The sequence below is a fragment of the Mesorhizobium sp. Pch-S genome (genome assembly GCF_004136315.1).
Taxonomy (GTDB): Bacteria; Pseudomonadota; Alphaproteobacteria; order Rhizobiales; family Rhizobiaceae; genus Mesorhizobium.
In genome coordinates, this window is the sequence record NZ_CP029562.1 from 1295706 (window position 1) to 1321653 (window position 25948).

Sequence of the window (25948 nt, forward strand, 5' to 3'; positions counted from 1 at the left end):
GCCGAGCCACCTTCTCCCACAAGAGGAGGAGGAAGGTTGACCGCCTTACGCGGCTTCCTTGACTTCGCCCTTCGCATAGGGGTCGAAGCGCTGGTAGAAGGTCTCGCCCTTCTCGGCCATGTCAAGCAGCAGCTTCGGCGCCTTGAACTGCGCGCCGTACTTCTTCTGCAGGCCCTTGGCGATCTTCACGAAAGCCTTGGCGCCGATGCCGTCGATGTATGACAGCGCACCGCCCGTGTAGGGAGCGAAGCCGAAGGCCAGGATCGAGCCGACATCCGCCTCGCGCGGATCGGTGACGATGCCTTCTTCCATGACGCGTGCCGCTTCGAGCGCGATGGTGACCAGCAGGCGCTGCTGCACCTCCTCGTAGTCGACCTTGTTGGGATCGAGCTGCGGGTAGAGGTCCTTCAGGCCCGGCCACAGCTTCTTCTTGGCCGGCTTCGGCGGATAGTCGTAGAAGCCCTTGGCGTTCTTGCGGCCGAGGCGCTCGTGCTTGTCGACCAGCGTGTTGATCAGCGCGAACTGGTCCTTGTCGACGGCCTTCTCGCCGAGGTCGCGGATGGTCTGCTTCATGATCTTCTGCGCCAGGTCGATCGCCGTCTCGTCGGTCAGCGCCAGCGGGCCGACCGGCATGCCGGCCGCCTTGGCGGCATTCTCGATCATCGGTGCCGGGATGCCTTCGATCAGCATCTGGAAGGCTTCCGACATATAGCGCAGCACGCAGCGGTTGACGTAGAAGCCGCGCGTGTCGTTGACGACGATCGGCGTCTTCTTGATGGCGCGCACATAGTCGATCGCGGTGGCGATCGCCTTGTCGCCGGTCTTCTTGCCGAGGATGATCTCGACCAGCATCATCTTGTCGACCGGCGAGAAGAAGTGCAGGCCGATGAAGTTCTTCGGCCGCGACGAGTTCTTGGCCAGCCCGGTGATCGGGATGGTCGAGGTGTTGGAGGCGAAGATCGCCGACGACTTCAAAACGGCCTCGGCCTTTTCGGTCGCGGCCTTCTTGACTTCCGAATCCTCGAACACCGCCTCGATGACCAGATCGCAGCCGTTGAGATCGGCATAGTCGGCCGTCGGCGTGATCAGCGACAGCAGCTTTTCCTTCTCCTCGGGCTTGGCGCGGCCCTTCTTGACCTGCTCGGAGATCAGGGTGTCGGAATGCGCCTTGCCCTTCTCGGCCGACGGCAGGTCGCGGTCGAGCAGCACGACCGGGATGCCGGCCTTGGCGGTGACATAGGCGATGCCGGCGCCCATGAAGCCGGCGCCGAGCACGCCGATCTTCTTGAACTTCGCATCCGGGATGCCTTCGGGACGGCGTGCGCCCTTGTTGAGTTCCTGCAGCGACACGAACAGCGAGCGGATCATCGCCGCCGCTTCCTTGGTCTGCAGGATCTCGGTGAAGTAGCGGGTCTCGATCTTCAGCGCGGTGTCGAAAGGCACCAGCAGGCCTTCATAGACGCATTTCAGGATCGCCATGGCCGCCGGATAGTTGCCATAGGTCTCGCGGCGCAGGATGGCGATGGCCGGCGGCCACAGGTTCGCGCCGGCGACAGAATAGACCGGGCCGCCAGGCAGCTTGAAGCCCTTCTCGTCCCAGGGTGCGACCGGCTTCAGGCCGTTGCGGATCATCGCCTTGGCGGTCTCGATCAGCTTGGCCGGCTCGGCGATCTCATGGATCAGGCCCATGGCCTTCGCCTTCTGCGCGGTCAGGTTCTTGCCGGAGGTCAGCATCTCCAGCGCGCCCTGCGTATCGGTCAGCCTCGGCACGCGCTGCGTGCCACCGGCACCCGGGAAGATACCGACCTTCACTTCCGGGAGCGCCATCTTGACCTTGTCGGAATCGGCGGCGACGCGGCCATGGCAGGCCAGCGACATCTCGAAGGCGCCGCCCATGCAGGTGCCGTTGATGGCCGACACCCAAGGCTTGCCGCAGGTTTCCAGCTTGCGGAACAGGCCGGTCATGAAGCCGACATTGGTGAACAGCGTCTGGGTGGCCTTTTCCTGGTCCTTCACCTTCTCCTTGGCGAAGAGGCCCAGCATCTGCTGCAGCATGGTGAGGTCGGCGCCGCCGGAGAAGGTCTCCTTGCCCGAGGTGATGACCGCGCCCTTGACCGCGGCATCGGCCACGACCTGGTCGATGATGGCGTTCAATTCGCGCATCACCTCTTCGGTGAACACGTTCATGGAACGGCCGGGCATGTCCCAGGTGACGAGCGCAATACCGTCGCCGTCGATGTCGACCGAAAAGTTCTTGTAGCTCATTGTCTTCTCCTACCGGCCGAAATCAGACGCGCTCGATGATCGTGGCGGTGCCCATGCCGGCGCCGATGCACAGCGTCACCAGGGCGGTGTTGAGGTTGCGGCGCTCGAGCTCGTCGAGCACGGTGCCGAACACCATGGCGCCGGTGGCGCCGAGCGGATGGCCCATGGCGATGGCGCCGCCATTGACGTTGATCTTGTCGTGCGGGATGTCGAAGGCCTGCATGTAGCGCAGCACGACGGACGCGAAGGCTTCGTTGAGCTCGAACAGGTCGATGTCCGACAGCTTCATCTTGGCGCGCTTCAACAGCTTCTCGGTGACGTCGACCGGACCGGTCAGCATGATCGCCGGCTCGGAGCCGATGTTGGCAAAGGCGCGGATGCGGGCGCGCGGCTTCAGGCCCATCGCCTTGCCGCCCTTCTTCGAGCCGAGCAGCACGGCGGCGGCGCCGTCGACGATGCCCGACGAGTTGCCGGCATGGTGGACGTGGTTGACCTCTTCCAGCTCCGGATAGCGCTGCACGGCAACGGCGTCGAAGCCGCCCATTTCGCCGGGCATGACGAAGGAGGGGTTCAGCGAGGCCAGCGACTGCATGTCGGTCGACGGGCGCATGTGCTCGTCATGGTCGAGGATGGTGAGACCGTTCTGGTCCTTGATCGGCACGACCGAGTTCTTGAAATAGCCCTTCTGCCAGGCATTGGCGGCGCGCTTCTGGCTCTCAACCGCATAGGCGTCGACGTCATCGCGCGAAAAGCCATGCTTGGTGGCGATGAGGTCGGCCGAGATGCCCTGCGGCACGAACCAGCCGGGGAAGCCGACCGAAGGGTCCATGAACCAGGCGCCGCCAGAGGCGCCCATGCCGACACGGCTCATCGATTCGACGCCGCCGGCGATGACGATGTCGTCGGCGCCCTGCGCGATCTTGGCCGCGCCCAGATTGATGGCGTCGAGGCCGCTGGCGCAGAAGCGCGACAGCTGCATGCCCGGCGCCTTGGTGTTGTAGCCGGCCTCGAAGGCGGCGGCGCGCGGGATCACCGAACCGGCCTCGCCGACCGGGTCGACGCAGCCGAAGATGATGTCGTCGACCGAGCCGGTGTCGAGCTCGTTGCGGTCGCGCAGCGCTTCCAGCACCTTGGCGCCGAGACGCACCGCCGGCACCTCGTGCAGCGATCCGTCCTTCTTGCCCCTGCCGCGCGGCGTGCGCACGGCGTCATAGACATAAGCGTCGGCCATATTCGTGCTCCTTACTGTTTAGATCGGCTGCTCAAGGCGCCGATCGGGTATGTCGTGACCGGCTGCTCAGAGCGAGCGGCCGATCAACATCTTCATGATCTCGTTGGTGCCGCCGTAGATGCGCTGCACGCGGGCGTCGCGATACATGCGGGCGATCGGGTATTCGTTCATGTAGCCATAGCCGCCATGCAGCTGCAGGCACTCGTCGACGACCTTGCACTGCAGGTCGGAGAGCCAGTACTTGGCCATCGAAGCCGTGACCGGGTCGAGCCCGCCATTGAGATGGCGCTTGACGCAGTCATTGTAGAAAACGCGGCCGATGGTGGCCTCAGTCTTCAGCTCGGCCAGCTTGAACTGGGTGTTCTGGAACTCCACCACCGCCTTGCCGAACGCCTTGCGGTCCTTGACGTAGTCGACGGTGACAGCGAGCGCGCGCTCGATCATGCCGATGGCCTGGGCGCCGATCAGCAGGCGCTCCTGCGGCAGCTGCTGCATCAGCTGCACGAAGCCCTGGCCTTCCTCATGCCCGAGCAGATTGGCCGTCGGCACGCGCACGTCGTTGAAGAAGAGCTCCGATGTGTCGTTGGCCTTGAGGCCGATCTTGTCGAGGTTGCGGCCGCGCGTGAAACCCTCGACCTCGTCGGTCTCGACGACGATCAGCGAGGTGCCCTTGGCGCCCTTGGTCGGATCGGTCTTGGTGACGACGATGATGAGATTGGCGTTCTGGCCGTTGGTGATGAAGGTCTTGGACCCGTTGATCAGGTACTGGTTGCCATCCTTCTCGGCCCGCGTCTTGATGCCCTGCAGGTCGGAGCCGGCACCCGGCTCGGTCATGGCGATGGCGCCGATCAGCTCGCCGGTCGCCATCTTCGGCAACCACTTCTTCTTCTGCTCTTCCGAGCCGTAATGCAGGATGTAGGGGGCGACGATGGCGTTGTGCAGCGCGATGCCGAAGCCGTCGACCCCGACATGGCCAAGCGCCTCGGCGATCACGCTTTCATGCGCGTAGGTGCCACCCGAGCCGCCATACTCTTCCGGCATCGAGGCGCAGAGCAGGCCGGCGGCACCGGCCTTTTCCCAGGCGGAACGGTCGACGATCTCGTTCTTCTCGTATGCGTCGTAATGCGGTGCGATCTCTTCCGACAGGAAGCGGATCGACATGTCGTAGAGCATGGCGACCTCGTCGCCAGCCCAGCCGGCCTTCGGCAAGGACAGGATGTCGGCGGGGTTGGTTGCCATGAACTGCTCCCTGTTGACCGCTTTTATATAGGGCGTCTGTTCAAGCCTGAACAGACGCCGGCACCGTTCAGAACGCGTCTGCCGGCAGCGCCATCATGGAATCGGCACCGGACGAGAGACGGGCGAGGTGCGCCGCCGTCTCCGGCATGATGCGATCCATATAATAGCGCGCCGTGACCAGCTTGTTGTCATAGAAAGATGACGAGCCGTTGGCGCCCTCGGCGAGCTTGGCCTGCGCGGTCTTGGCCATCTGGCCCCACATATAGCCGAGCGTGACGAGACCGAAGAGATGCAGGTAATCGGTCGAGGCCGCACCGGCATTGTCGGGGTTCTTCATGCCGTTCTGCATCAGCCACATGGTGGCGGCCTGCAGATCGTTGAGACCTTTCTTCAGCGCCTTGGTGAACGGCGCCAGCTTCTCGTCGGCGCGGTTTTCCTCGCAGAATTCGCCGACTTCCTTGAAGAAGGCCTGGATGGCGCGACCGCCATTGGCGCCGAGCTTGCGGCCGACGAGGTCGAGCGCCTGGATGCCGTTGGCACCTTCATAGATCATCGCGATGCGGGCATCGCGCACGAACTGGCTCATGCCGTGCTCTTCGATATAGCCATGGCCGCCGAACACCTGCTGCGCCATCACGGCATGCTCGAAACCCTTGTCGGTGAGCACGCCCTTCACCACCGGCGTCATCAGGCCCATATGGTCGTCGGCGGCCTGGCGGTCGGCATCGTCACCGGAGCGATGGGCGATGTCCGACTTCAGCGCGGTCCACAGCGTGAAGGCGCGGCCGGCCTCGTTGAAGGCGCGCATGGTCATCAGGTTGCGGCGGATGTCCGGGTGCACGATGATCGGGTCGGCCTTCTTGTCGGGCGACTTGGCGCCCGAGATCGAACGGCCCTGCAGACGCTCCTTGGCGTAGGCGACGGCATTCTGGTAAGCGACTTCCGACTGCGCCAGGCCCTGCAGGCCGACGCCGAGGCGCGCCTCGTTCATCATCGTGAACATCGCCTTCAGGCCGCCATTGGCCTCGCCGAGCAGCACGCCTTCCGCCTCGTCATAATTCATGACGCAGGTGGAATTGCCGTGGATGCCCATCTTCTCTTCGATCGAACCGCAGGAGGCCGCGTTGCGCTCGCCCGGATTGCCGTCGGCATCGAGCTTGAACTTGGGCACGATGAACAGCGAAATGCCCTTCACACCTTCCGGCGCGCCCTCGATGCGGGCCAGCACCAGATGGATGATGTTGTCGGACATGTCGTGCTCGCCGGCCGAGATGAAGATCTTCTGGCCGGAAATCTTGTAGGTGCCGTCGCCGTTCGGCACGGCCTTGGTGCGCAGCAGGCCGAGATCGGTGCCGCAATGCGGCTCCGTCAGGTTCATGGTGCCGGTCCATACGCCTTCGATCAGCTTCGGCGCGAAGGCGGTCTTCTGCTCGTCGGTGCCATGGGTGAGGATGGCGGCGATCGCGCCCTGGGTGAGGCCAGGATACATCAGCAGCGCCAGGTTGGCCGAGACCATGTATTCGGCAACCGCGGTGTGCACGGCATAGGGCAGGCCCTGGCCGCCAAATTCGGCAGGGGCCGCAAGGCCCATCCAGCCGCCTTCGCAATATTGGCGATAGGCTTCCTTGAAGCCTTTCGGCGTCGTTACCGAGCCGTCGTCATGGCGCACGCAGCCTTCCATGTCGCCGACACGGTTGGTCGGCTGGATGACGTTTTCGGCCAGCTTGGCGCCTTCGGCGAGGATCGCTTCCAGCACGTCGCCGGATGCATCGGCAAAACCGGGGAGGTTGCTGTAGCGCTCGAAACCGAGCACCTCGTTCAAGACGAACAATGTATCGCGGACAGGCGCCTGATAGATCGGCATTGCGTCTTCCTCCACAAAATCAACGCGACGAGGCCCGCACCAAAACGGCTTTCGGGCCGACTGTGAGATCTGGATAACAAATATTGACGTTTGCGTAAACGTCAATTTGCGCAGGTGGTCACTTTTTTAGGAGGGTTTTCGACAGGAGCGGGAACATGTCTCGCGCACCAAGCGGGCCAGCTAGCCAGGTCTGCGCAAAAGCCTCCCAAGGTCACGGCTCCTGCCCTTGGAGCACATCGTTTCGTGTGCTCTAACTGCCAGACAGTTAACTGTGATGGATCGATGGCAATCGAAATCGAGGAAGTGCTCGGACGCTCGGAGCAAGGCATTACCGAGCCATATATATGCCGCAGCCTTGAAGGCGACCTCTACTACGTGAAGGGAAAGGGGGCGAACTACGATTCACTCATTAAGGAATGGATCGCAGGCTGCCTAGGGAGATTTCTAGGCCTACCGATTCCGACATTTAGCCTGATGGAAATGCCACGCGAGTTGTATGAATTGGGTCGCCACAATCTTCTGAAGGATCTTGGATACGGCACACTGTTTGGTTCAAAGCAGATGCCGGACGTAAATGAACTGTCATTCCTGAACATCGCAAAACTTGATGATAACCTCAAACGAGATATAGCCGCCTTCGATTGGTGGATAATGAATGGCGACCGAACTCTGACTGAAACAGGAGGAAATCCCAATATCCTATGGTCCGAGGTGGACAGCCGCCCCTACATAATTGATCACAATTTGGCGTTTGATCGAACTGTAACCCTTCATTCACAGCTGGATAGCCATATATTTGCCGCGTCACTAGCTGAGATTTGCGACACACCGGCACTCCAAACTCACTACAATCAGAGGTTCGGAGAGGCATTAGTTAAATTGCCGGGTATCATCCAGGACATCCCGGAGCGGTGGCACTACCTTGATGACGCTTTAACGGCTGAAAGCCCCTTCCATATCGATGTGATCGAAGAAGCCTTGACCCGCTACCCAATGAAGCCCTTTTGGAAACGAACATGAAAAAGCATGCAGTCAGCTATGCGATTATCCGTTTCCAGCCTCACGTTGAGACGGAGGAATTCGCGAATATCGGCATCGTCTTGGTTGCCCCTCGGCTGAGCTTTTTAGACTTTCGCATCGAAACCCGACGGATCGGAAGGATCACCAATTTTTTCGACACTGTCGAACATGCCAAAATACGTACCATCCTCAGACACTCCCACGATGAACTCAAGAGAATTAAAGATCTCTCTGGCCATAAGGGCGATGGACAAACACGATTCGAATTCGAGTTATCCGATAACGCAGAGCATCTTTTTCTCGCCCTCACAAAGGACCGGGAAGGCGTCATCCGCTTTAGTGACGTTCGCTTTGCAATGACGGATAACCCGCGCCGAAAAATAGACGAGCTTTTTGACTACTACGTCAGAAGAAACTTTGCGGGCTCGATCTACAAAGAAGGCCTTCTTGAAAGACATGTTAGAAGTGTTCTTCGCATGCGGGAGATCGGAAAGAATTTCAAGAAAAAAGAATTTTCCGATGGAGTATATTCAGCAACATTTCCTTTTGTTGAGATCTCAGATCAGAAACCGATAAAAATACTTAAGCCAATATATCTTGGGCAGGAAGATCCTACAAGAATAATCGACCACAGTAACAAATGGATATTTACAATAAATCGTCTACGAAATTTCCTTCCTAAAGATGTTGTATTTGCTGTCGAAGGCCCGAAAGGAAATCGGCTGCAAGGAAAGGCGTTTAGCGAAGCGACGGAGCAATTGAGACTAAATAACATTACTGTCGTGGACGCTAGGAACGAGGTCGAACTCGTTGGCGCGATCCAGTAAGCTCCCAACCCACCAATTGATACATCACCGCAAGGTGAAGTTGTATCAACAATGAGAAAGACGTGCCGCTGAGCGACACGTCTTTTTCATTGTTAAACCTGAGCAGGCGCGAACGCCTGCGATCAGTTCGCGGCGGCCGAGGTCGAGGCGGCGCGTTCGGCGACCATCTGGCGGACGGAGTTCATGGCGCCGCTCAGCTCGTTGATGGCGTCGTCGATCAGAGCGCGCTGCTTCTGCAGGCGCACGAGCTGTTTTTCAGACTTCTCCAGCGCCAGGCGCAGCTGCTTGGTGTTGGTGCCGGTCGGATCGTAGAGATCCATCATCTGCTTGACCTCGCGCAGCGAGAAACCGACCTTGCGGCCGAGAAGGATGAGCTTGAGGCGCACGCGGTCGCGATGCGTGTAGAGACGGGTGGCGCCGTCGCGCTCCGGCTTCAGCAGGCCCTTGTCTTCATAAAAGCGCAGCGTGCGCAGCGTGACGCCATATTTCTTGGCCATCTCGCCGATGCGCACCAGCTCTTCGGAGGTTTCGTTCGACATAATGTTGGAGTTGCCGGCTGCTTCGCCAGCGGTGTTCATCTGCACAGTCATCGACATTTCCCGTTCAGGCCCCTGCTATGGCGCGCGGCATTGGCTGCCTGGCTTCGCCCGTGGCGGAAGCGCTAGGGGGCTTTGCTTCCTGGTTTCGACATAAATTCGTAAGCGCTACCGCATTGCACAACTTACGTTTACGTAAAGGTATACCGATATCGTCGCGGAAATGCAAGTGGGGGTGCCGCTACGCCATCTGCCCGGCAATTCCAGCAAGGCACCGAAAGCTTTTCTCAACGAATCCTGAAGCTTCTTAAGCTTGGTTAACGGGTTGTTTACCATGCTGGGCGAAAGGTGCGGCTGTCGGTCCGTGTCCATCCTGTCTCGCTTTTCACACGGGTTTTCATCGAAGCGCGAGCCTGCCCGGGAACAATCTTCCACTGGCCAAGCCGTCTTCGGACCCGACTGGGTGGTTTGGGGAACTGCTGGCCGCGGCCAGCCAAATGCGAAACGGGCGCTCGATGAACAACAAGCGGTCCTATCTCGACAATCTGAACGCCGGGCGGCAGCGCCGGAGCTATGCCTCGCTGGAAGAGCTCAACCGCTCGATGGAAGCGCTGGAGCAGCGGCTCGACCGCAACCGCGAGGAGCCGGCCCGCCGGGAAGAGCCGCGCTACGGCCGCAGCCAGCCCTATGCCGACCGCTATGATGCGCCGCGCCAGCGCGGCTACGAGGACCAGCGCCCACGCGAGCGCGACTATGAAGGTGCGCGCGGCTATCAGCGCCCCTATGAAGAACCCCGCCCCTACCGCCAGCGCAGCGAGCGGCCCTACCAGTCGATCGCCCGCGACATCGAGCGCATGCGCGGCCAGGAGGACGGCGTGGCGATGGTGAGCAAGATTGCCGGTGAGCTGCGCGGCCTGCGCGAGGAATTGCGCCAGCAGATGAGCCAGCAGGTCAGCTCTGGCCTGCAGCGCGAATTCCAGGCGCTGCGCAAGGATATCCAGCGCGCCGCGCAGGAAGCCCCCTCTTCCCGCGACAGCGCCGAGCTCGGCCTCGAATTCGAACGCCTGTCCGGCGCCATCCGCGGCCTGGCCGAAAAGAGCGACGACAAGGGCGTGCACCTGCTCAGGCTCGAACTGGAGCAGGTCCGCAACGCCATGGACACACTGGCGCGCGAAGAAAGCGTGCAGGCGGTGGACCGGCGCTGGCAGGAATTCGACCAGCGCTGGTCGGCCTTCGAGAACCGTTTCGACGGCAATGCCGGCAAGCGTGACGGCGTCGATGTCGCAGCCCTCGCCGAACGGCTCGAACAGATCGGCGCTGCCGTCAACAAGCTGCCGGAATCGCTGTCGCTGCGCTCGCTGGAAGAAAAGGTGCGCACGCTGGCCGGCGCCGTCGACCATTTCGCCAGCCAGCAGGGCCGCCGCGGCGGTGACGTCTACGGCATGATCGACGAGCGGCTGGACGAGATCTCGCGCGCCATCGTCGCCTCCACCGTCGCAGCCCAGTCGAGCGCCTTCGACCCGGCCCCGTTCGAGCGCATCGAACAGCGCATCGCGGCCCTTGCCAGCCAGATCGAGGAAGTGGCCGACGAGCGCCCGCGCGGCGAGGTGATGGACCACCTCTTCCATGGGCTGGAACAGCGCTTCGAAGCGCTGTCGGGCATCATCGAGCGCCGACAGGACGACGCCATCCAGCAGGGCAACATGCTGTTCCGCGACCTCGAGCGCCGGCTGGACGATGTTGCCGACCGCATCGAGCGCCGCGCCCCAGAGCCGGACAATTCCGGCATCATGGACGCCATCGACGCGCGTTTCAGCGCGCTGGCGCAACGCCTGGAAAGCCGCAGCACCGATATCGCCGGCCAGGATGCGATCCGCAGCCTGGAAAGCCGTCTCGACGACATCTCCAGCCGCCTCGACTCCAGCTCGGTGCAGGCAGCCGGCATCGATCCGGACCTGCTGCGCAGCCTGGAAGCCCAGGTTTCCGGCCTGGCAACACATCTGTCGCGTCCGGGCACGCCGCTGCCGGAATTCGAGGACATCGCGCCCCGCATCGAGAAGATCGAGGAATCGATCGCAACCAACCGCGACACCATCCTGGAGACGGCAAGGCAGGCCGCCGAAAACGCCGTGCGCGCGCTCGGCCTTTCGAACGGCGACACGGTCACCGTTGCCGGGCTCGCCGGCGACCTCAAGACGCTGGAAGACCTGACGCGCCGCTCGGACGAGCGCAACACCAAGACCTTCGAGGCGATCCACGACACGCTGCTCAAGATCGTCGACCGCCTCGGTTCGCTGGAGGGCGCCCCGCCGATGGCGTCGCCGAAGATCACCGTGCAGGATACGCCGACGCTCGACATGGACGAGCCGCTGCCGTTCCTGAACGAACCCGAGGCGCCCGCCATGCGTGGCGGCGCGCGCACGCCGGCGCAGGCGGCAGCCGATGCGGCACGCGCAGCGCTCGGCGCTGAAGCCATTGCCGCGGATTCGGAAATCTCGGGCCAGAACAAGTCGATGTTCGGCGGTATCGCGCGCGCCTTCAAGATGCGCCGCGAAAACGAAACGACGCAGCCGACGGCGCTCGCAGGCAGCGCCGAGGTGCCGACGGTCGACCTCGACGAACCGCTGGAGCCGAAGCTGCTCAATCGCCCGCTCGAACCGGGCTCGGGGGCGCCGGACCTCGGCGCCATCATGAAGCGGGTGCGCGACGAACGCGGCCAGCCCGCCAGGCAGAACACGACCGACGCCTCGAAGGCCGATTTCATCGCCGCCGCGCGCCGCGCCGCACAGGCAGCGGCCGCCGAAGCGGAAGCACTCAAGCAGCAGTCGGGCAAGGCGGGCGGCGTCAAGTCGTTCGGCCTCGGCAACCTGCTGAAAGCCCGCCGCAAGCCGATCCTGATGGCGGCCGCGGCGATCATGCTGGCGCTCGCCGGTCTCCAGCTCGGCAAGGCCTTCCTGTCCGATCCCGAGCAGGTGTCGTTCAACGAGGTCGCCCCGACGACGATCGAGGAAAAGACCGACGTCGCGACGGCGCCCGTCCAGCAGGCTCCGGTGATGGCAGAAGCCCCGGCACTGCCGATCCCGGCCGACGCGCCGCCGGTGCGCAGCGTCGACAACAGGGATGCAACCGAACCGGCATCCGCCGGCCTGGCAGCCCCGGAACCAAGATCCAAGGACGACGTCGCGACCCCGCAGGCCACCGACGCGCAGGCTGCGCCGGAAACCGCGGAGACGAAGGCCGAGGCCGCCCCGGCAACGCATGCGCTGATCGCCGCGCCGGTGACGCTGCCGACCGTCGACGTGCCGGGCATGCCGAAGTCCGATGTCGCCACCGAAGACAAGACCGGCGCCGTCCAGGCCGCCTCGACCGGACCGTCGGCGAGCGGCATCGAAATCCCGCAGGCCATCGGCCCGGCGGCGCTGCGTGACGCGGCGGCGGCCGGCGATGCCAAGGCGCTGTTCGAAGTGGGCTCGCGTTATGCCGAAGCGCGCGGCGTCAGGGAAGACATGGCCACCGCCGCCAAATGGTATGGCGAAGCGGCCGAACGCGGCTTCGCCCCGGCCGAGTACCGCATCGGCAACTTCTACGAGAAGGGCATCGGCGTCGAGCGTGACATCGCCAAGTCCAAGGAATGGTACCGCCGCGCCGCAGAGAAGGGCAATGCCAGCGCCATGCACAATCTGGCGGTGTTGTTTGCCATGGGTGCCGACGGCGCCGCCGACAATGACGCCGCGACCCGCTGGTTCAGCCAGGCCGCCGACCTCGGCATCAAGGACAGCCAGTTCAACCTCGGCATCCTCGCCGCCAAGGGTGCTGGCATGCCGCAGAACCTGGAGGAATCCTACAAGTGGTTCGCGCTGGTGGCGAAGTCCGGTGACAAGGACGCTGCCGCCAAACGCGACGAGATCGCCAAGGCACTGCGCCCCGAACAGCTCGAACGCGCCAGGCAGGCCACCGAGCTGTGGAAGCCGAAGCCGCTCGACGAAGCCGCCAATTCCATCGAGATGCCGGCAGCCTGGCAGGACGCCCCGACCACCATTGCCGGTGTCGACATGAAGAAGGCGGTGCAGAACATCCAGCGCATCCTGGCCAAGAACGGCTATGATGCTGGCGGCACCGACGGCGTCATGGGCGACCGCACCAAGAAGGCGATCATGGCCTTCCAGACCGACAACGGCCTGCCGGCCACCGGCTCGGTCGACGAGCCGCTGGTCAAGGCACTGCTGGCGAAGAAATAAGGCTCGCGCTGACGTTTCGGCCAGCACCTTCTCCCCTTGCGGGAGAAGGTGGCCTCGCCACAGGCGATGTCGGTTGAGGGGTGCTGGACGGATCGCGAGTTTGCTGGCCAGACGAGGCAGCCATGCCTCAATCCTCCGCGTTCAGGCAGTGCAACTACAACCCAGAGAGCAGCATTTGCGTAACGGAATTGCAGCGTTTCCGCCATTCAAAGAAAAGCAGAAACGCTCCAGGCTCCAAGACTGGTCTGCGATCTACTGCAGGTCTTCCGGATACCGATAGACTTCCGCGTGCGAGGCCACGAAGATTTCGCCCTTGTCGTTCACCCAGCCACGGAACATGCCGTCGGTGTTGTAGGGTGCCGCAATGGCGCCTTGCGCATCGACCGCCACCAGGCCGGCGCCGACGTCCTTCAGGTCGTTCATGATCACCTTGCGCGTCGCCGTCTCCAGGCTTTCACCGAGATAGTCGACGCGGGACGCGACCTCGTGCCCGGCAACGTGGCGGATGAAATACTCGCCCTTGCCGGTGCCTGAAACGGCGCAGACGCCGTTGCGCGCATAGGTGCCTGCGCCGATGATCGGGCTGTCGCCGACCCTGCCATCCGGCTTGTTGTTGTAGCCGCCGGTCGAGGTGGCGGCAGCCAGATCGCCATGGCTGTCCAAAGCGACCGCACCGACCGTGCCATGCTTTTCGGATTCGCTGGCCCTGGCGGCGGTGCCGGCCTCGACATGCGCCTTCATCGCGGCCAGCGCCGCCCGGCGGCGCCCGGTGGTGAAATAGTTCTGCGGCTCGACGGCCAGCCCGATGTCCTCGGCGAACCTGTCGGCGGCGGGGCCGGTCAGAAGCAGGGGATCGCCCTGCTCCAGCAGCGCCCGAGCGGCCTTGACCGGGTTGCGCACATGCCGGGCGGCGCTGACGGCGCCGGCGGCCAGCGAGCGCCCGTCCATGATCGAGGCGTCGAGTTCATGCACGCCGTTCTCGTTCAGTGCAGCGCCATGGCCGGCGTTGAAATGCGGGCTGTCTTCCATGACGATGACGGCGGCCTGCACGGCGTCGAGCGCGCGGCCGCCGGATTCCAGCACCGCGTAGCCGGCTTCCAGCGCGCGGCCGAGATCGCGGCGCGCTGCGATCCATTCTTCCTCGTCGAGATCGAGCCTGGCCATGACCCCGCAACCACCATGGATCGCCAATGCGAATTTCGTCATCGTCCGTTACCTTCAAAGGGGAGCAGGCGGCCCGGCGGACCGCTTCAGGAGTTTCGCAATTCCGGGCGCAAAACCGCTGCGCACTTTTGCTTCCGGAACACGACCCCGAAAGCAGGAATTGATTTCGGGGTCGCGCTTCAAAAAAGCCAGATCAGGAAGAAGATCGACCCAACGCCTTCCTGACCTGGAGAGAATGCAAACGGGGTGAACGGTATTCCGTTCTATCTCTCGTTTTCAGCATGTTCCGCGTTCGGAAAGCCCTCGGCTTCCTGCCTTGTTTGCTTTCCGGCTGGATCATGCCTCCCCGTTGCATTCCCGGGAATCCTACTGCTTCGGCTTGGCGTCCATCGCCAGCGTGTCCTCGTCGGAACGCGGCGTGTAGGTGATCTTGTCCGCCTTGACGCCCCAGGCCGAGACGTTGACGGCCAGCGGCAGGTCGGGACGGTCGGTCGCGACGAGCAGGTTCGCCTTCTCGAGCAGTTCGCGGCGCCTGGCTTCGTCCATCTCGACGCCGGCATCCTCGATCAGCTTGTCCATCTGAGGGTTGGAATAGCCGCGCGTGTTGAAGGCACCCAGCGACTTTTCCTTGTCGTTGGTGTGCATCAGCGACGACAGCATGTAGTTCGCCTCGCCGGTCAGCGTGCCCCAGGACGCCATGTAGAGCGAATATTCGCCACGCGTCTTGGCGGGATTGAACACCGCGGCCGGCACGCCGTTGACGTCCGCCTGCACGTTGATCGCCGCCAGCAGCTGCGCCACCGTCGGCCCAAGCTCGGTCGGCAGACGGTCGTTGGCGTAGTTCAGCGACACCTTGAAGCCGTCCGGGAAGCCCGCCTCGGTCATCAGCTGCTTGGCCTTGTCGACATCATAGGCCGCCGGCTGGATGTCCTTGTTGTAGCCGAAGATGTTGGCGCTCACGAGCTGGGTCGGCACGACACCCATGCCTTCCAGCGCCACGTCGGCGATGGTCTGGCGGTCGATGACGAGATCGAAAGCCTCACGCACGCGCGGGTCGAGGAAGGGGTTCTTGTCGAGCTTCTTGCCGGCCTTGTCCCAGACCATCGGCGAGTTCTCGCGGAAGTCGAACTCCAGATAGGGGATGTAGACCGACTCGTCCTTGACCACGTCGATGGCCGGATCGGCCTCGAGATTGGCGAGGTCGGTCGCCGGCACTTTGGAGATCAGGTCGACCTGCCCTGCCTTGAGCTGGGCGACGCGGGCCGCGTCATTGGGGATTTCCTTGCGCACCACCTTGTCCCAGGGCTGCGCACCACCCCAGTAGCCGTCGAACTTCTCCAGCACGAGGTCCTGCGTCGGCGCCCAGCTGACGAACTTGTAGGGACCGGTGCCGATCGTGGCCTTGCCGGTGTTGAAGCCCTCGGCCGCCGTCTCCTTGGTGGAATAGGCCGCGGCCGCCTTGTGCGAGACGATGAAGAGACGCACGAAATCGTTGGGCAGGGTCGGTGCCGACCCATGCGTCTTGACGCGCACCGTCAGCGGGTCGACGACTTCGACGCCGGCGACGCGGCGCACATAGATGGTCGACGGGTTCGGTCCGGTGACGTTGGGGATGCGCTCGATCGAGAACTTCACGTCCTCGGCGGTGAAGTCCGAACCGTCATGGAACTTCACGCCTTCGCGCAGCTTGAACTCCCAGGTCGTGGCGTCGACCGGCTTCCAGCTCACCGCCAGATTGGGCTCGACCTCGAGCTTGTTGCCGGACTTCAGCAGCGTGTCGAACACATGCTTGGTGGCCTCGGCATTGGCCGAGGTGGCCGTGAAATGCGGATCCATCGAGGCCGGACCGGATTTGGTGGCAATGGTCAGGTCTGCGGCGAGCGCCGGCAGCGACACGAGCAGCGTCGACACAAGCAGGGCCGAGCGCAGCAAGGAACGGGTTGTCATGGGGATCTCCTCTTTTTGTTGTTGAATGTCTCGTCGTCGCCGATGTCGGCGGGATCAGTCGGTCGCCGCCTCGGCGGCAGTCATGTCGAGATCGCGCGGCCAGCTGCCCGTGGCGACGACCATCTTGGTCAGCAGGTCCGACAGGGTCAGCCGTTCGGCGGGCGACAGGCATTCGAGCATGGCGCGTTCATGCTCGAGCATCAGCTCCTTGACGGAGACCACGGCGGCACGCCCCTTTTCCGTCAGGGTCAGGGTGACGCGGCGCTGGTCGGAGGGGTCGATCTCGCGGTCGATCAGGCCGAGCGTCGCCACCTTGTTGACGGCACGGCTCAGCGTGTTCTTGGGAAAGTTGGACGAGCGCACAACCTCGGTCAGCGTCAGGCCATCGCCGAGATAGAGCGACCACAAGACGACGAACTCCGGACGCAGCAGGCCGAGCTGCTGCTGGATGCGGCCATAGACGGGATTGTTGAACTGCAGGGCGAGGAAGTTCAGCCGGAACGACAGCCAGCAGGGATTGTCCCACAGTTTCGGAAAGAGCGGATCGTCCTGCGGCAGGTGCTGCGGGCCCGGCGTTTCCCGGCCTGCACGCGCCTCATGCAAGGCTGTGCTCAGCAATCGATCCATATGACCTCGCCCCTGAATTAGTCCCAAACGGAACGGTAATTGAAATTTTTGTTGCGTCAACCTCATATTTTTGTTCCTAATGGAACTTAATTGGAGATATCTCGCAGTTTTGTTGCTGGCCCATGCCGCATTCCGGCAGGCTGGCGCACGACACCAATCGCGGACGTCGCGGAGAATGGAGTTTTCAGGAATGCGCATTCAGGACATGCACTGGGCTCAGGTGGAAGAGCGTGCCAAGGTCGACGATCGCTGCGTCCTGCCGATCGGATCGGTCGAGCAGCATGCCTATCTCAGCCTCGCGACCGACATGATCCTGGCCGAGCGCATTTCGGTGGAAGCCGCCGCGCCGCTCGGCGTTCCCGTCTTCCCCTGCCTGCCCTATGGCATGGCCTCGGGCTTCGCCGATTTCCCCGGCACCATCACGCTGACGCTGCGCACCTATATCAGCGTCATCGAGGACATGCTCGACAGTGTCTACCGTTCCGGCTTCCGCCGCATCCTCGTCGTCAACGGCCATGGCGGCAACACGCCGATCGCCCCGCTGCTGTCGGAATGGATGAACAGCCATCGCGACACCTCGGTAAAGCTGCATGACTGGTGGCGTGCACCGAACACCATGGCCAAGGTGATGGAAATCGACCCGGCCGCCAGCCATGCGAGCTGGATGGAGAATTTCCCATGGACGCGGCTCGAAGGCGCGCCGGTGCCGAACTTCAAGAAGGATCGCATCGACTTCGCCGCCACCGGCCGCGTCGATGCCGGCCGCAAACGCGAACGCATCGCCGAAGGCAATTATCACGGCGTGTTCCAGCGCCCGGACGCGGACATGTTCGCGATCTGGGAGGTCGGCGTGGCGGAGACCCGCGACGAGATCGAGAACGGCTGGCATTGATGGATGGACGACGGCATTGCGGCCAGCCCCTTCTCCCCTTGCGGGAGAAGGTGGATCGGCGCGCAGCGCCGAGACGGTTGAGGGGTGTTGGAAGGAACAAGGCCGGGCAGAACTGCTCATCTCGCATCGATCCCGACGGGCAATCGGGAAGGCAGCGTTCCGTCCAACACCCCTCATCCGACCTCGCCTTTGGCGAGGCCACCTTCTCCCACAAGGGGAGAAGGGGCCGGCTGCAATGCAGGCACTCATTCTCTTACCCTCAGGCGAATCCGGAGGGCTCTGTTGCGGGAGGACATATGAAACACGACAAGCACCGTTACGGGGTCAGTGCATGACCTCCTTCGTGTTCAAGCGGCTCAGCCAGGCGGTCATCGTGCTGATCGTGATGTCGATCCTGGTCTTCGTCGGGGTCTATGTGATCGGAAACCCGGTGGACGTGCTGATCTCGCCCGACGCCACCCAGGCGATCCGCGAACAGGTGATTGCCGAATACGGCCTCGACCAGCCGCTATGGAAACAATATCTCGACTTCGTCGGCTCGATGTCGACCGGCGATTTCGGCCGCTCCTTCGTCTTCAACATGCCGGTCGGCGAGCTGATCTCGCAACGCCTGCCCGCGACGCTGGAGTTGGCGGTCATCGCAGTGATCCTGGCCTCGCTCATCGGCGTTCCGCTCGGCATCTATGCCGGCTACCGGCCGGGCAGCCTCGCGTCCCGCATCATCATGGCAGGCTCGATCCTCGGCTTTTCGGTGCCGACCTTCTGGATCGGCCTGATGCTGATCATGCTCTTCGCCGTGCAGTTCGGCGTGCTGCCGGCGGGAGGACGCGGCCAGACGGTCAGTCTGCTGGGGGTCCCCTTCTCTTTCCTCACGCTGGACGGCTGGAAGCACCTGATGCTGCCCGTGCTCAACCTGTCGCTGTTCAAGATGTCGATGATGTGCCGGCTCGCCGCCGCCGGCACCCGCGAGGTGATGACCACCGACGCCATCAAGTTCGCACGCGCCGCCGGCATCCCCGAGCGCACCATCCTGCGCCGGCACGTGCTGAAGCTGATCTCGATCCCGCTGGTCACGGTGTTCGGCCTCGAACTCGGTTCGACGCTGGCCTTCGCACTGGTGACGGAAACCATCTTCAACTGGCCGGGCCTCGGCAAGCTGATCATCGATTCCATCGCCTCGCTCGACCGGCCCGTGATGGTCGCCTACCTGATGATGGTCTCGGTGCTGTTCGTCGTCATCAACCTCAGCGTCGATCTGGCCTATGCCGCGCTCGATCCGCGCCTTCGACTCAAGGGACGCTGAGATGAGCGACATCACCGTCAAGGACAATATCGACGCGGCACCGCCGGCTTCCGCCTGGCGCGACTTCTGGCGCATCTTCCTGCGTAACAAGGTTGCGGTGATCGCGCTGGCGGTCGTGCTGGTCATTGCGCTGGTCGCCATCTTCGCGCCCTTCATCACGCCGCAGGACCCCTATGACCTGCGCTCGCTGGTGCTGCGGGACGCGCGGCGGCCGCCGGGCTTCGTCGGCGCCAACGGCATGCACTACCTGCTCGGCACCGACAGCCAGGGCCGCGACCTTCTGTCGGCCATCATCTATGGCCTGCGCATCTCGCTGGAGATGGGCCTGATCGCCGGCGCGGTGGCCTTCACCATCGGTGCCATCGTCGGCTGTTTCGCCGCCTATGCCGGCGGCCGCTTCGAGACATTCATCATGCGGCTGGTGGACGTGCAACTGTCCTTCCCGGCCATCCTGCTCGCCTTCGTCGTCGCCGCGCTGCTGGGACAGGGTAAGGGACAGCTGATCCTGGCGCTGGTCTTCGCCCAATATGCCTATTTCGTGCGGACCGCCCATGGCGCGGCCTCGGCCGAACGGCAGAAGGACTATGTGCAGGCGGCACTCTCCATTCCGATGAGCGGCTGGTTCGTGGTCACCCGGCACATCCTGCCGAACTCGCTGCCGCCGCTGATCGTCGTCGCCACGGTGCAGGTCGCCTCCGCCATTTCGCTGGAAGCGACGCTGTCCTTCCTCGGCGTCGGCCTGCCACCCACCGAACCGTCGCTCGGCATGCTGATTGCGAACGGCTTCCAGTATCTCCTGTCAGGCCGCTACTGGATCTCGATCTATCCGGGCGTCGCCCTCATCATCCTGATCATGGCGATCAACCTGGTCGGCGACCAGGTCCGCGATCAACTCAATCCACGGCTGCGCAAATGACCGAACTGCTCAAAGTCGAGAACCTGCGCACCTATTTCGAGACCGAGCGCGGCATCGTCAAATCGGTCGACGGCATTTCCTTCGAGGTGGGCAAGGGCGAGATCTTCGGCCTGGTGGGCGAATCCGGTTCGGGCAAGTCGATCACCGGCTTCTCGCTGATCGGCCTGCTCGACGCCAATGGCAAGGTGCAGCCGGGCAGTTCCGTCAGGCTGGAGGGCCGCGAGATCGTCGGCCTGCCGGACCAGGAGCTGCGCAAGATCCGCGGCCGCGAGATCGCGATGGTCTTCCAGGACCCGATGATGACGCTGAACCCGGTGCTGAAGATCGTCGACCAGATCGCCATGGCGATCCGCGCCCATGAAAAGGCCAGCGATCAGGACGTGCGCCGCCGCGCCATCGAGGCGCTGGCGCGCGTGCGCATCGTCGAGCCCGAGAAGAAGATCGACCAGTATCCGCACCAGTTCTCGGGCGGCATGCGCCAGCGCGTCGCCATTGCCATCGCCCTGCTACACAAGCCCAAGCTGGTGATCGCCGACGAGCCGACGACGGCGCTCGACGTCTCCGTGCAGGCCGACATCCTCAAGGAGATGAAGGCGCTGGTGGCCGAACTCGGCGTCTCGATGATCTGGATCAGCCACGACCTGGCGACGGTCAGCCAGATCTCGCAGCGCATCGCGGTGATGCGCCGCGGCAAGATCGTGGAAACCGGCAGCGTCACGCAAGTGCTTGGCACGCCGCAACATTCCTATACGCAAGGGCTGCTCGACGCCCTGCCCTCGCGCGCCAGGCCCGGCGAACTGCTGGCCTCGGCCGCGACCGAAAGTTCCGGCCCGATCGTGCTCGACGATCTGGCCAAAGCCGCTCCCAAGGCTGCCGACGGCGCGTTCGTCCAGGTCGACGATGTCGACATGGTCTTCGAGCGCCCCGTCGGCCGCGTCGGGCGTTTCACGCAGAAGCTCGGCATGAGCCAGCCGCCGCATGCCGTCCACGCCGTCAGGGACGCCAGCCTGACCATCGCCCAGGGCGAGGTGCTCGGACTGGTCGGCGAAAGCGGCTCCGGCAAGTCGACGCTCGGCCGCATCATCTGCGGTATCTACACCCCGACTGCCGGCACGGTGACCGTCGCCGGCCGGAAGGTGCGCGAAGGCCAGCGCAAGCTCGGCACCGGCGTGCAGATGATCTTCCAGGATCCTTATGCCTCGCTCGATCCCCGCCGCACCATCTTCCAGTCCGTCGCCGAGGGTCCGCTGGCGCATGGCCTCACCACGCGCAGCAGCGCCCGTGCCTATGTGAACCGCTGGCTGAAGGCGGTCGCCTTCGACCCTGCGCTTGGCGACCGTTACCCGCACCAGTTTTCCGGCGGCCAGCGCCAGCGCATCGCGATCGCACGGGCGCTGGCCATGCAGCCGGAACTGATCGTCTGCGACGAACCGGTTGCCTCGCTCGATGTCTCGATCCAGGCACAGGTGATCAACCTTCTGATCGAATTGCGCCGCACGCTGAACCTGACGCTGCTGTTCATCAGCCACGACCTGTCGGTGGTGCGCCATCTGTGCGACCGGGTCGTCGTCATGCATCACGGCAGGATCGTCGAAGAGGCGGAAGTCGGCCAGCTTTTCGAAGCACCGAGCCAGGCCTACACCAGGATGCTGCTCGACGCGGTGCCGAAACTGGCGGTGTAGAAATCGGGCGGGGCCAGCCCGCGACGCGCAAATAGCGCCAAAGGCGTCGCCTTCGCGACGCCCTGCCATCAAATTGCCTGTTAGCTTGCCCGTAACTGCTTGAATGGGTTTTTGTTTCGGTAACCGTGACCGGTGTTTTCCCTGTCACGTTGCCGGCGCAAGAACGAATTAGCTTTTCGATGGTATAGCAACAGAAGTTCTGTTGCCGAGAGGCTGGATTGATCGAGACTGACGGGTGAGCATTTATCTCCCGATCGCGGAAATTTCCGTCAACATCCTCGTGCTGCTCGCCATGGGCGCAGCGGTGGGTTTCCTGTCGGGCATGTTCGGCGTCGGCGGCGGATTCCTGATCACGCCACTGCTGATCTTCTACAACATCCCGCCGGCAATCGCGGTCGCCACCGGCGCCAACCAGGTCATCGCCTCGTCCTTCTCCGGCGCGCTGTCGCACATGAAGCGAGGTACGCTTGATTTCAAGCTGGGCGGGGTATTGTTAGCCGGCGGTGTCGTCGGCTCGACGGTCGGCATCTATGTGTTCGGCCTGCTGCGCGAGATCGGCCAGCTCGACCTGTTCATTTCGCTGCTCTACGTGGTGCTGCTCGGCACGGTGGGCGGACTGATGCTGGTGGAGAGCATCAATGCGCTGCGCGCCACGCGCGGCGGCGCGGCACCGGTGCTGAAGAAATCCGGCCAGCACAACTGGATCCACCGGCTGCCGCTGAAGATGCGCTTCCGCGCGTCCAAGCTGTTCGTCAGCGTCATCCCGGTGCTCGGCCTCGGCGCCGCCATCGGCTTCCTGTCGTCGATCATGGGTGTCGGCGGCGGCTTCATCATGGTGCCGGCACTGATCTACCTGCTGAAGGTGCCGACCAACGTCGTCATCGGAACTTCGCTGTTCCAGATCATCTTCACCTCGGCCTACACCACGCTGGTGCACGCCACCACCAACCAGACGGTGGACGTGATGCTGGCGTTCCTGCTGATGGTCGGCGGCGTCGCCGGTGCGCAATACGGCGCCAGGGCCGGCCAGAAACTGCGCGGCGAGCAGCTGCGCGCACTGCTGGCAGCGCTGGTTCTGGCGGTGGCCATCCGCCTAGCCATCGATCTCTTCGTAACGCCACCCAACCTCTATTCGCTCGCCGCGCTGGGGCTGAGCTGATGGCAGTTCAGACCCTGCCGGTTTCGTCCCCGTCCCGCCGGTTCGGCATGACCCTGGGCTTGCTGCTGCTCCTCGCGTTCGCCGCGCTGCCGGCCGCGGCGCAGTCGCCGCACCAGGAAAATATCCAGATCGGGCTTTCCACCGACAGGGTGATGATCACCGCGGGCTTCACCGGTGCCGACCTCACCATCTTTGGCGCACTGGAGGATGCCGACCCGCAGATCGCCCGCCAGGGCCGCTATGACGTGATCGTGGTGCTGGAGGGTCCCGCGAGACCGGTCGTGGTGCGCCGCAAGGACCGCGTGCTGGGCGTCTGGATCAACCTGGAATCGGAAACCTTCGAGAACGTGCCGGTATCCTATTCGGTCGCCACCACACGGCCGTTCCAGGACATCACCGAGCCGGCAAGCTACAAGCAGCTCTCGCTTGGTGCCAACAACATCTTCATGCAGCCGGCCGACGAGAGCCAGAATCCGGCGACCATCGCCGAGTTCACCAAGGCGCTGCGCGAACGCAAGGCGGCGACCGGGCAGTACAGCGAGAATGTCGGCGGCGTGCAGTTCCTGTCACAGAACCTGTTCCGCGCCACGGTCAGGCTGGCGCCCAGCGTACCCGTCGGCACGCACAAGGCGCGCGCCTACCTTTTCAAGAACGGCCTTTTCGTGAAGGAAAGCTCGGCCCAGCTCGAAATCCGCAAGTCCGGTTTCGAACAGTCGATCTTCCGTGCCGCCCACGACTATTCCTTCCTCTACGGCTTCTTCGCCATCAGCCTGGCCATGATCACCGGCTGGCTCGGACGCGTCATCTTCCGCAAGGATTGAGGACAGGCGGCTCTACCCTCGAACCGTTCGCGGATGTCCGGGGATCACTCGGCGACGGCCAAAAATTCGAGCGACGGCAATTTATTGCGTGCCTTGCAGTCCAAGGCAGCCAACATGGCGGCCTATTGCAAAGGACGCCATGCAACCGCTCGAACTCAGGATAAATGCCGCGCGCAACGCCCTCATCGTCAGATGGGGCGACGGCACGAGCACGGCTTTGGCGGCGGCGGCGCTGCGCGCCACGAGCCGCGCGGCCGGGCAGGTTCGCGCCGGGCTGGAAGGGCGAAATGGCGTGTTCGAGGGCGTGGTGATCACCGGGGCCGAGGCTGTCGGCACCTACGCCATCCGCCTCGCCTTCTCGGACGGCCACGACAGGGGCATCTACCCATGGGATTACCTGCGCGATCTCGCCACCCTGAACCCAATCGCACATCAATCCCGCACGAGCGGCGGCGGGCGGGAGCAACAAGATGGATGATTTTGTCGAAGGCCTGTCGGAAGTCAGCTGCGACGTGCTGGTGATCGGCGGCGGCACCGCCGGGCCGATGGCCGCGCTGAAGGCCAAGCAGAAGAACCCGGCCCTCAACGTCGTGCTGCTCGAAAAGGCGAATGTGAAGCGGTCCGGAGCGATCGCCATGGGCATGGACGGGCTGAACAACGCCGTCGTGCCCGGCTACGCGACGCCCGAGCAGTACACCAAGGAAATCACCATCGCCAATGACGGCATCGTCGATCAGGCGCCGGTGCTGAAATACGCGACGCGCTGCTACGACATCATCCAGGAGCTCGATCGCTTCGGCATCCGCTTCCAGAAGAACGCCAACGGCGAGTACGATCTGAAGAAGGTGCACCACCTCGGCACCTATGTGCTGCCGATGCCGAATGGCGATACCGTCAAGAAGGCGCTTTATCGCCAGCTCAAGCGGGAACGGGTGCTGATCTCCAACCGCTACATGGCCACCCGCCTGCTGACGGCCGGCGACGGCCGCATCGCCGGCGCAATCGCGGTCAACACGCGGTCGGCTGAATTGCTGGTGCTGCGCGCCAAGACGGTCATCCTGTGCATGGGTGCGGCGGGCCGGCTCGGGCTGCCGCATTCCGGCTACCTGTACGGCACCTATGAGAACCCGACCAATTCGGGCGACGGCTACGCCATGGCCTATCATGCGGGTGCGGCGCTGGCCAATCTCGAATGCTACCAGATCAACCCGCTGATCAAGGACTATAACGGTCCGGCATGCGCCTATGTCGCCGGCCCGTTCGGCGGCTACACCGCCAACAATGAAGGCAGGCGTTTCATCGAGAGCGACTACTGGTCCGGCCAGATGATGCAGGAGTTCTACAACGAACTGCAATCGGGCAAGGGGCCGGTCTTCCTCAAGCTCACCCACCTGCATTCCGATACGGTCGGCGAGATCGAGCGCATCCTGCACAAGGTGGAACGCCCCTCGCGCGGCCGTTTCCATGAAGCGCGCGGCACCGACTACCGGGAGAGCATGATCGAGATGCACATCTCGGAGATCGGCTTCTGTTCCGGCCACAGCGCGTCCGGCGTGTTCGTCGACGAGCATGCGCGCACCACGGTGCCCGGCCTCTATGCCGCAGGCGACATGGCCAGCGTGCCGCACAACTACATGCTGGGTGCCTTCACCAACGGCGCCGTGGCCGGCGAGCACGCCGCGGAGGTCGCGACCGCGATCGACTTGCCGGACTTCGATGGCGGTGCGGTGCGGCGCGAACGCGAGCGCGTGCTAGCGCCGACACGACGCGAGGACGGCATTCCGCCGAACCAGCTCGAATACAAGGCGCGCCGGCTGGTCAACGACTATCTGCAGCCGCCGAAGGTGACAGCCAAGATGCGGCTGGGGCAAGCGCGGCTGGCCGAGGTCCGCGACGATCTCGAAACGGGGCTGATCGCCCGCAACGCGCACGAACTGATGCGGGCGCTGGAGGTGTCGTCCATCCTCGACTGCGCCGATATGGCAGCCCATGCCTCGCTCTATCGCACCGAGAGCCGCTGGGGCCTCTATCACAACCGCGTCGACCATCCCGACAAGGACGACGACAACTGGTTCTGCCACACGCTCGTGGAAAAGGTCGACGGCCGCATGGTCTCACGCAGACAGCCGATCCAGCCCTATGTCGTGCCGGTCGAGGACGCGGAACGCACCGCCTATGACCGCCTGCGGGTTTCAAGCAAAGCCTGACCGAGAAAAG

At 63.5% G+C, this 25948-nt stretch carries 19 protein-coding genes; 11 read left to right on the top strand and 8 right to left on the bottom strand.

Going from position 1 to position 25948, the window contains the following annotated elements; all coding sequences use genetic code 11:
* Positions 1–45 precede the first annotated feature (45 nt).
* The 4 genes from C1M53_RS06030 to C1M53_RS06045 form a co-directional block, all read right to left on the bottom strand.
* Positions 46–2265 (bottom strand): 3-hydroxyacyl-CoA dehydrogenase NAD-binding domain-containing protein, encoded by a 2220-nt coding sequence (locus C1M53_RS06030; RefSeq protein WP_129411409.1) that lies wholly within the window; start codon positions 2263–2265, stop codon positions 46–48.
* Between the two features lie 22 nt (positions 2266–2287).
* A complete protein-coding gene (locus C1M53_RS06035; RefSeq protein WP_129411410.1) occupies positions 2288–3496 on the bottom strand; it encodes an acetyl-CoA C-acetyltransferase in 1209 nt (402 codons plus the stop codon).
* A 66-nt stretch (positions 3497–3562) separates the two neighbouring features.
* Complete coding sequence (locus C1M53_RS06040) at positions 3563–4735, bottom strand: acyl-CoA dehydrogenase family protein (protein ID WP_129411411.1); 1173 nt, start codon at positions 4733–4735, stop codon at positions 3563–3565.
* Between the two features lie 67 nt (positions 4736–4802).
* Positions 4803–6599, bottom strand: coding sequence for an acyl-CoA dehydrogenase C-terminal domain-containing protein (locus tag C1M53_RS06045; RefSeq protein WP_129411412.1), 1797 nt, complete (start codon positions 6597–6599; stop codon positions 4803–4805).
* A 282-nt stretch (positions 6600–6881) separates the two neighbouring features.
* Between C1M53_RS06045 and C1M53_RS06050 the strand changes: the two genes are divergently transcribed.
* Positions 6882–7619 carry a HipA family kinase gene (locus C1M53_RS06050; protein WP_129411413.1) on the top strand — a complete coding sequence of 246 codons (738 nt, stop codon included), beginning with the start codon at positions 6882–6884 and terminating at the stop codon, positions 7617–7619.
* Positions 7616–8446 (top strand): DUF3037 domain-containing protein, encoded by an 831-nt coding sequence (locus tag C1M53_RS06055; protein WP_129411414.1) that lies wholly within the window; start codon positions 7616–7618, stop codon positions 8444–8446. The genes C1M53_RS06050 and C1M53_RS06055 overlap by 4 nt, the downstream gene beginning before the upstream one ends.
* Before the next feature lie 122 nt (positions 8447–8568).
* Here the strand turns inward: C1M53_RS06055 and C1M53_RS06060 are convergent, their stop codons facing one another.
* Positions 8569–9036, bottom strand: a complete 468-nt coding sequence (locus tag C1M53_RS06060) for a MerR family DNA-binding transcriptional regulator (RefSeq protein WP_165358060.1) — start codon at positions 9034–9036, stop codon at positions 8569–8571.
* A 461-nt stretch (positions 9037–9497) separates the two neighbouring features.
* On the opposite strand from C1M53_RS06060, the gene C1M53_RS06065 reads away from it, so the two are divergent.
* Complete coding sequence (locus C1M53_RS06065) at positions 9498–13220, top strand: peptidoglycan-binding protein (protein ID WP_129411415.1); 3723 nt, start codon at positions 9498–9500, stop codon at positions 13218–13220.
* A gap of 252 nt (positions 13221–13472) precedes the next feature.
* On the opposite strand, the gene C1M53_RS06070 is transcribed toward C1M53_RS06065, so the two are convergent.
* The 3 genes from C1M53_RS06070 to C1M53_RS06080 form a co-directional block, all read right to left on the bottom strand.
* Positions 13473–14426, bottom strand: coding sequence for an isoaspartyl peptidase/L-asparaginase (locus tag C1M53_RS06070; protein ID WP_129411416.1), 954 nt, complete (start codon positions 14424–14426; stop codon positions 13473–13475).
* 324 nt (positions 14427–14750) lie between these two features.
* Positions 14751–16331: an ABC transporter substrate-binding protein gene (locus tag C1M53_RS06075; RefSeq protein WP_129411417.1), complete on the bottom strand. Its 1581-nt coding sequence runs from the start codon at positions 16329–16331 to the stop codon at positions 14751–14753.
* A gap of 54 nt (positions 16332–16385) precedes the next feature.
* The gene (locus C1M53_RS06080) at positions 16386–16958 is read right to left on the bottom strand and encodes a MarR family transcriptional regulator (RefSeq protein ID WP_165358061.1); all 573 of its coding nucleotides are present in this window, start codon (positions 16956–16958) and stop codon (positions 16386–16388) included.
* A 190-nt stretch (positions 16959–17148) separates the two neighbouring features.
* On the opposite strand from C1M53_RS06080, the gene C1M53_RS06085 reads away from it, so the two are divergent.
* The 8 genes from C1M53_RS06085 (at position 17149) to C1M53_RS06120 (ending at position 25938) form a co-directional block, all read left to right on the top strand.
* Positions 17149–17850, top strand: a complete 702-nt coding sequence (locus tag C1M53_RS06085; RefSeq protein WP_129411419.1) for a creatininase family protein — start codon at positions 17149–17151, stop codon at positions 17848–17850.
* Between the two features lie 331 nt (positions 17851–18181).
* On the top strand, positions 18182–19153 hold the full coding sequence (locus C1M53_RS06090) for an ABC transporter permease (RefSeq protein WP_129411420.1): 972 nt from the start codon (positions 18182–18184) through the stop codon (positions 19151–19153).
* A 1-nt stretch (position 19154) separates the two neighbouring features.
* Positions 19155–20069 carry an ABC transporter permease gene (locus C1M53_RS06095; protein ID WP_129411421.1) on the top strand — a complete coding sequence of 305 codons (915 nt, stop codon included), beginning with the start codon at positions 19155–19157 and terminating at the stop codon, positions 20067–20069.
* Positions 20066–21751, top strand: a complete 1686-nt coding sequence (locus tag C1M53_RS06100; RefSeq protein WP_129411422.1) for an ABC transporter ATP-binding protein — start codon at positions 20066–20068, stop codon at positions 21749–21751. The genes C1M53_RS06095 and C1M53_RS06100 overlap by 4 nt, the downstream gene beginning before the upstream one ends.
* Before the next feature lie 235 nt (positions 21752–21986).
* Positions 21987–22910, top strand: a complete 924-nt coding sequence (locus C1M53_RS06105) for a sulfite exporter TauE/SafE family protein (protein WP_129411423.1) — start codon at positions 21987–21989, stop codon at positions 22908–22910.
* 47 nt (positions 22911–22957) lie between these two features.
* Complete coding sequence (locus tag C1M53_RS06110; protein WP_129416046.1) at positions 22958–23731, top strand: TIGR02186 family protein; 774 nt, start codon at positions 22958–22960, stop codon at positions 23729–23731.
* Between the two features lie 139 nt (positions 23732–23870).
* Positions 23871–24209, top strand: coding sequence for a gamma-butyrobetaine hydroxylase-like domain-containing protein (locus C1M53_RS06115; RefSeq protein ID WP_129411424.1), 339 nt, complete (start codon positions 23871–23873; stop codon positions 24207–24209).
* Positions 24202–25938, top strand: a complete 1737-nt coding sequence (locus C1M53_RS06120; protein WP_129411425.1) for a fumarate reductase/succinate dehydrogenase flavoprotein subunit — start codon at positions 24202–24204, stop codon at positions 25936–25938. Before C1M53_RS06115 ends, C1M53_RS06120 begins: the two co-directional genes overlap by 8 nt.
* Positions 25939–25948: the final 10 nt, after the last annotated feature.

Coding starts and splice junctions, on each gene's coding strand:
- C1M53_RS06120 (WP_129411425.1), top strand. CDS start 24,202: ATGGATGATTTTGTCGAAGGCCTGTCGGAAGTCAGCTGCGACGTGCTG.
- C1M53_RS06045 (WP_129411412.1), bottom strand. CDS start 6,599: ATGCCGATCTATCAGGCGCCTGTCCGCGATACATTGTTCGTCTTGAAC.
- C1M53_RS06080 (WP_165358061.1), bottom strand. CDS start 16,958: ATGGATCGATTGCTGAGCACAGCCTTGCATGAGGCGCGTGCAGGCCGG.
- C1M53_RS06050 (WP_129411413.1), top strand. CDS start 6,882: ATGGCAATCGAAATCGAGGAAGTGCTCGGACGCTCGGAGCAAGGCATT.
- C1M53_RS06085 (WP_129411419.1), top strand. CDS start 17,149: ATGCGCATTCAGGACATGCACTGGGCTCAGGTGGAAGAGCGTGCCAAG.
- C1M53_RS06075 (WP_129411417.1), bottom strand. CDS start 16,331: ATGACAACCCGTTCCTTGCTGCGCTCGGCCCTGCTTGTGTCGACGCTG.
- C1M53_RS06055 (WP_129411414.1), top strand. CDS start 7,616: ATGAAAAAGCATGCAGTCAGCTATGCGATTATCCGTTTCCAGCCTCAC.
- C1M53_RS06035 (WP_129411410.1), bottom strand. CDS start 3,496: ATGGCCGACGCTTATGTCTATGACGCCGTGCGCACGCCGCGCGGCAGG.
- C1M53_RS06070 (WP_129411416.1), bottom strand. CDS start 14,426: ATGACGAAATTCGCATTGGCGATCCATGGTGGTTGCGGGGTCATGGCC.
- C1M53_RS06065 (WP_129411415.1), top strand. CDS start 9,498: ATGAACAACAAGCGGTCCTATCTCGACAATCTGAACGCCGGGCGGCAG.
- C1M53_RS06040 (WP_129411411.1), bottom strand. CDS start 4,735: ATGGCAACCAACCCCGCCGACATCCTGTCCTTGCCGAAGGCCGGCTGG.
- C1M53_RS06115 (WP_129411424.1), top strand. CDS start 23,871: ATGCAACCGCTCGAACTCAGGATAAATGCCGCGCGCAACGCCCTCATC.
- C1M53_RS06030 (WP_129411409.1), bottom strand. CDS start 2,265: ATGAGCTACAAGAACTTTTCGGTCGACATCGACGGCGACGGTATTGCG.
- C1M53_RS06100 (WP_129411422.1), top strand. CDS start 20,066: ATGACCGAACTGCTCAAAGTCGAGAACCTGCGCACCTATTTCGAGACC.
- C1M53_RS06110 (WP_129416046.1), top strand. CDS start 22,958: ATGACCCTGGGCTTGCTGCTGCTCCTCGCGTTCGCCGCGCTGCCGGCC.
- C1M53_RS06095 (WP_129411421.1), top strand. CDS start 19,155: ATGAGCGACATCACCGTCAAGGACAATATCGACGCGGCACCGCCGGCT.
- C1M53_RS06090 (WP_129411420.1), top strand. CDS start 18,182: ATGACCTCCTTCGTGTTCAAGCGGCTCAGCCAGGCGGTCATCGTGCTG.
- C1M53_RS06060 (WP_165358060.1), bottom strand. CDS start 9,036: ATGACTGTGCAGATGAACACCGCTGGCGAAGCAGCCGGCAACTCCAAC.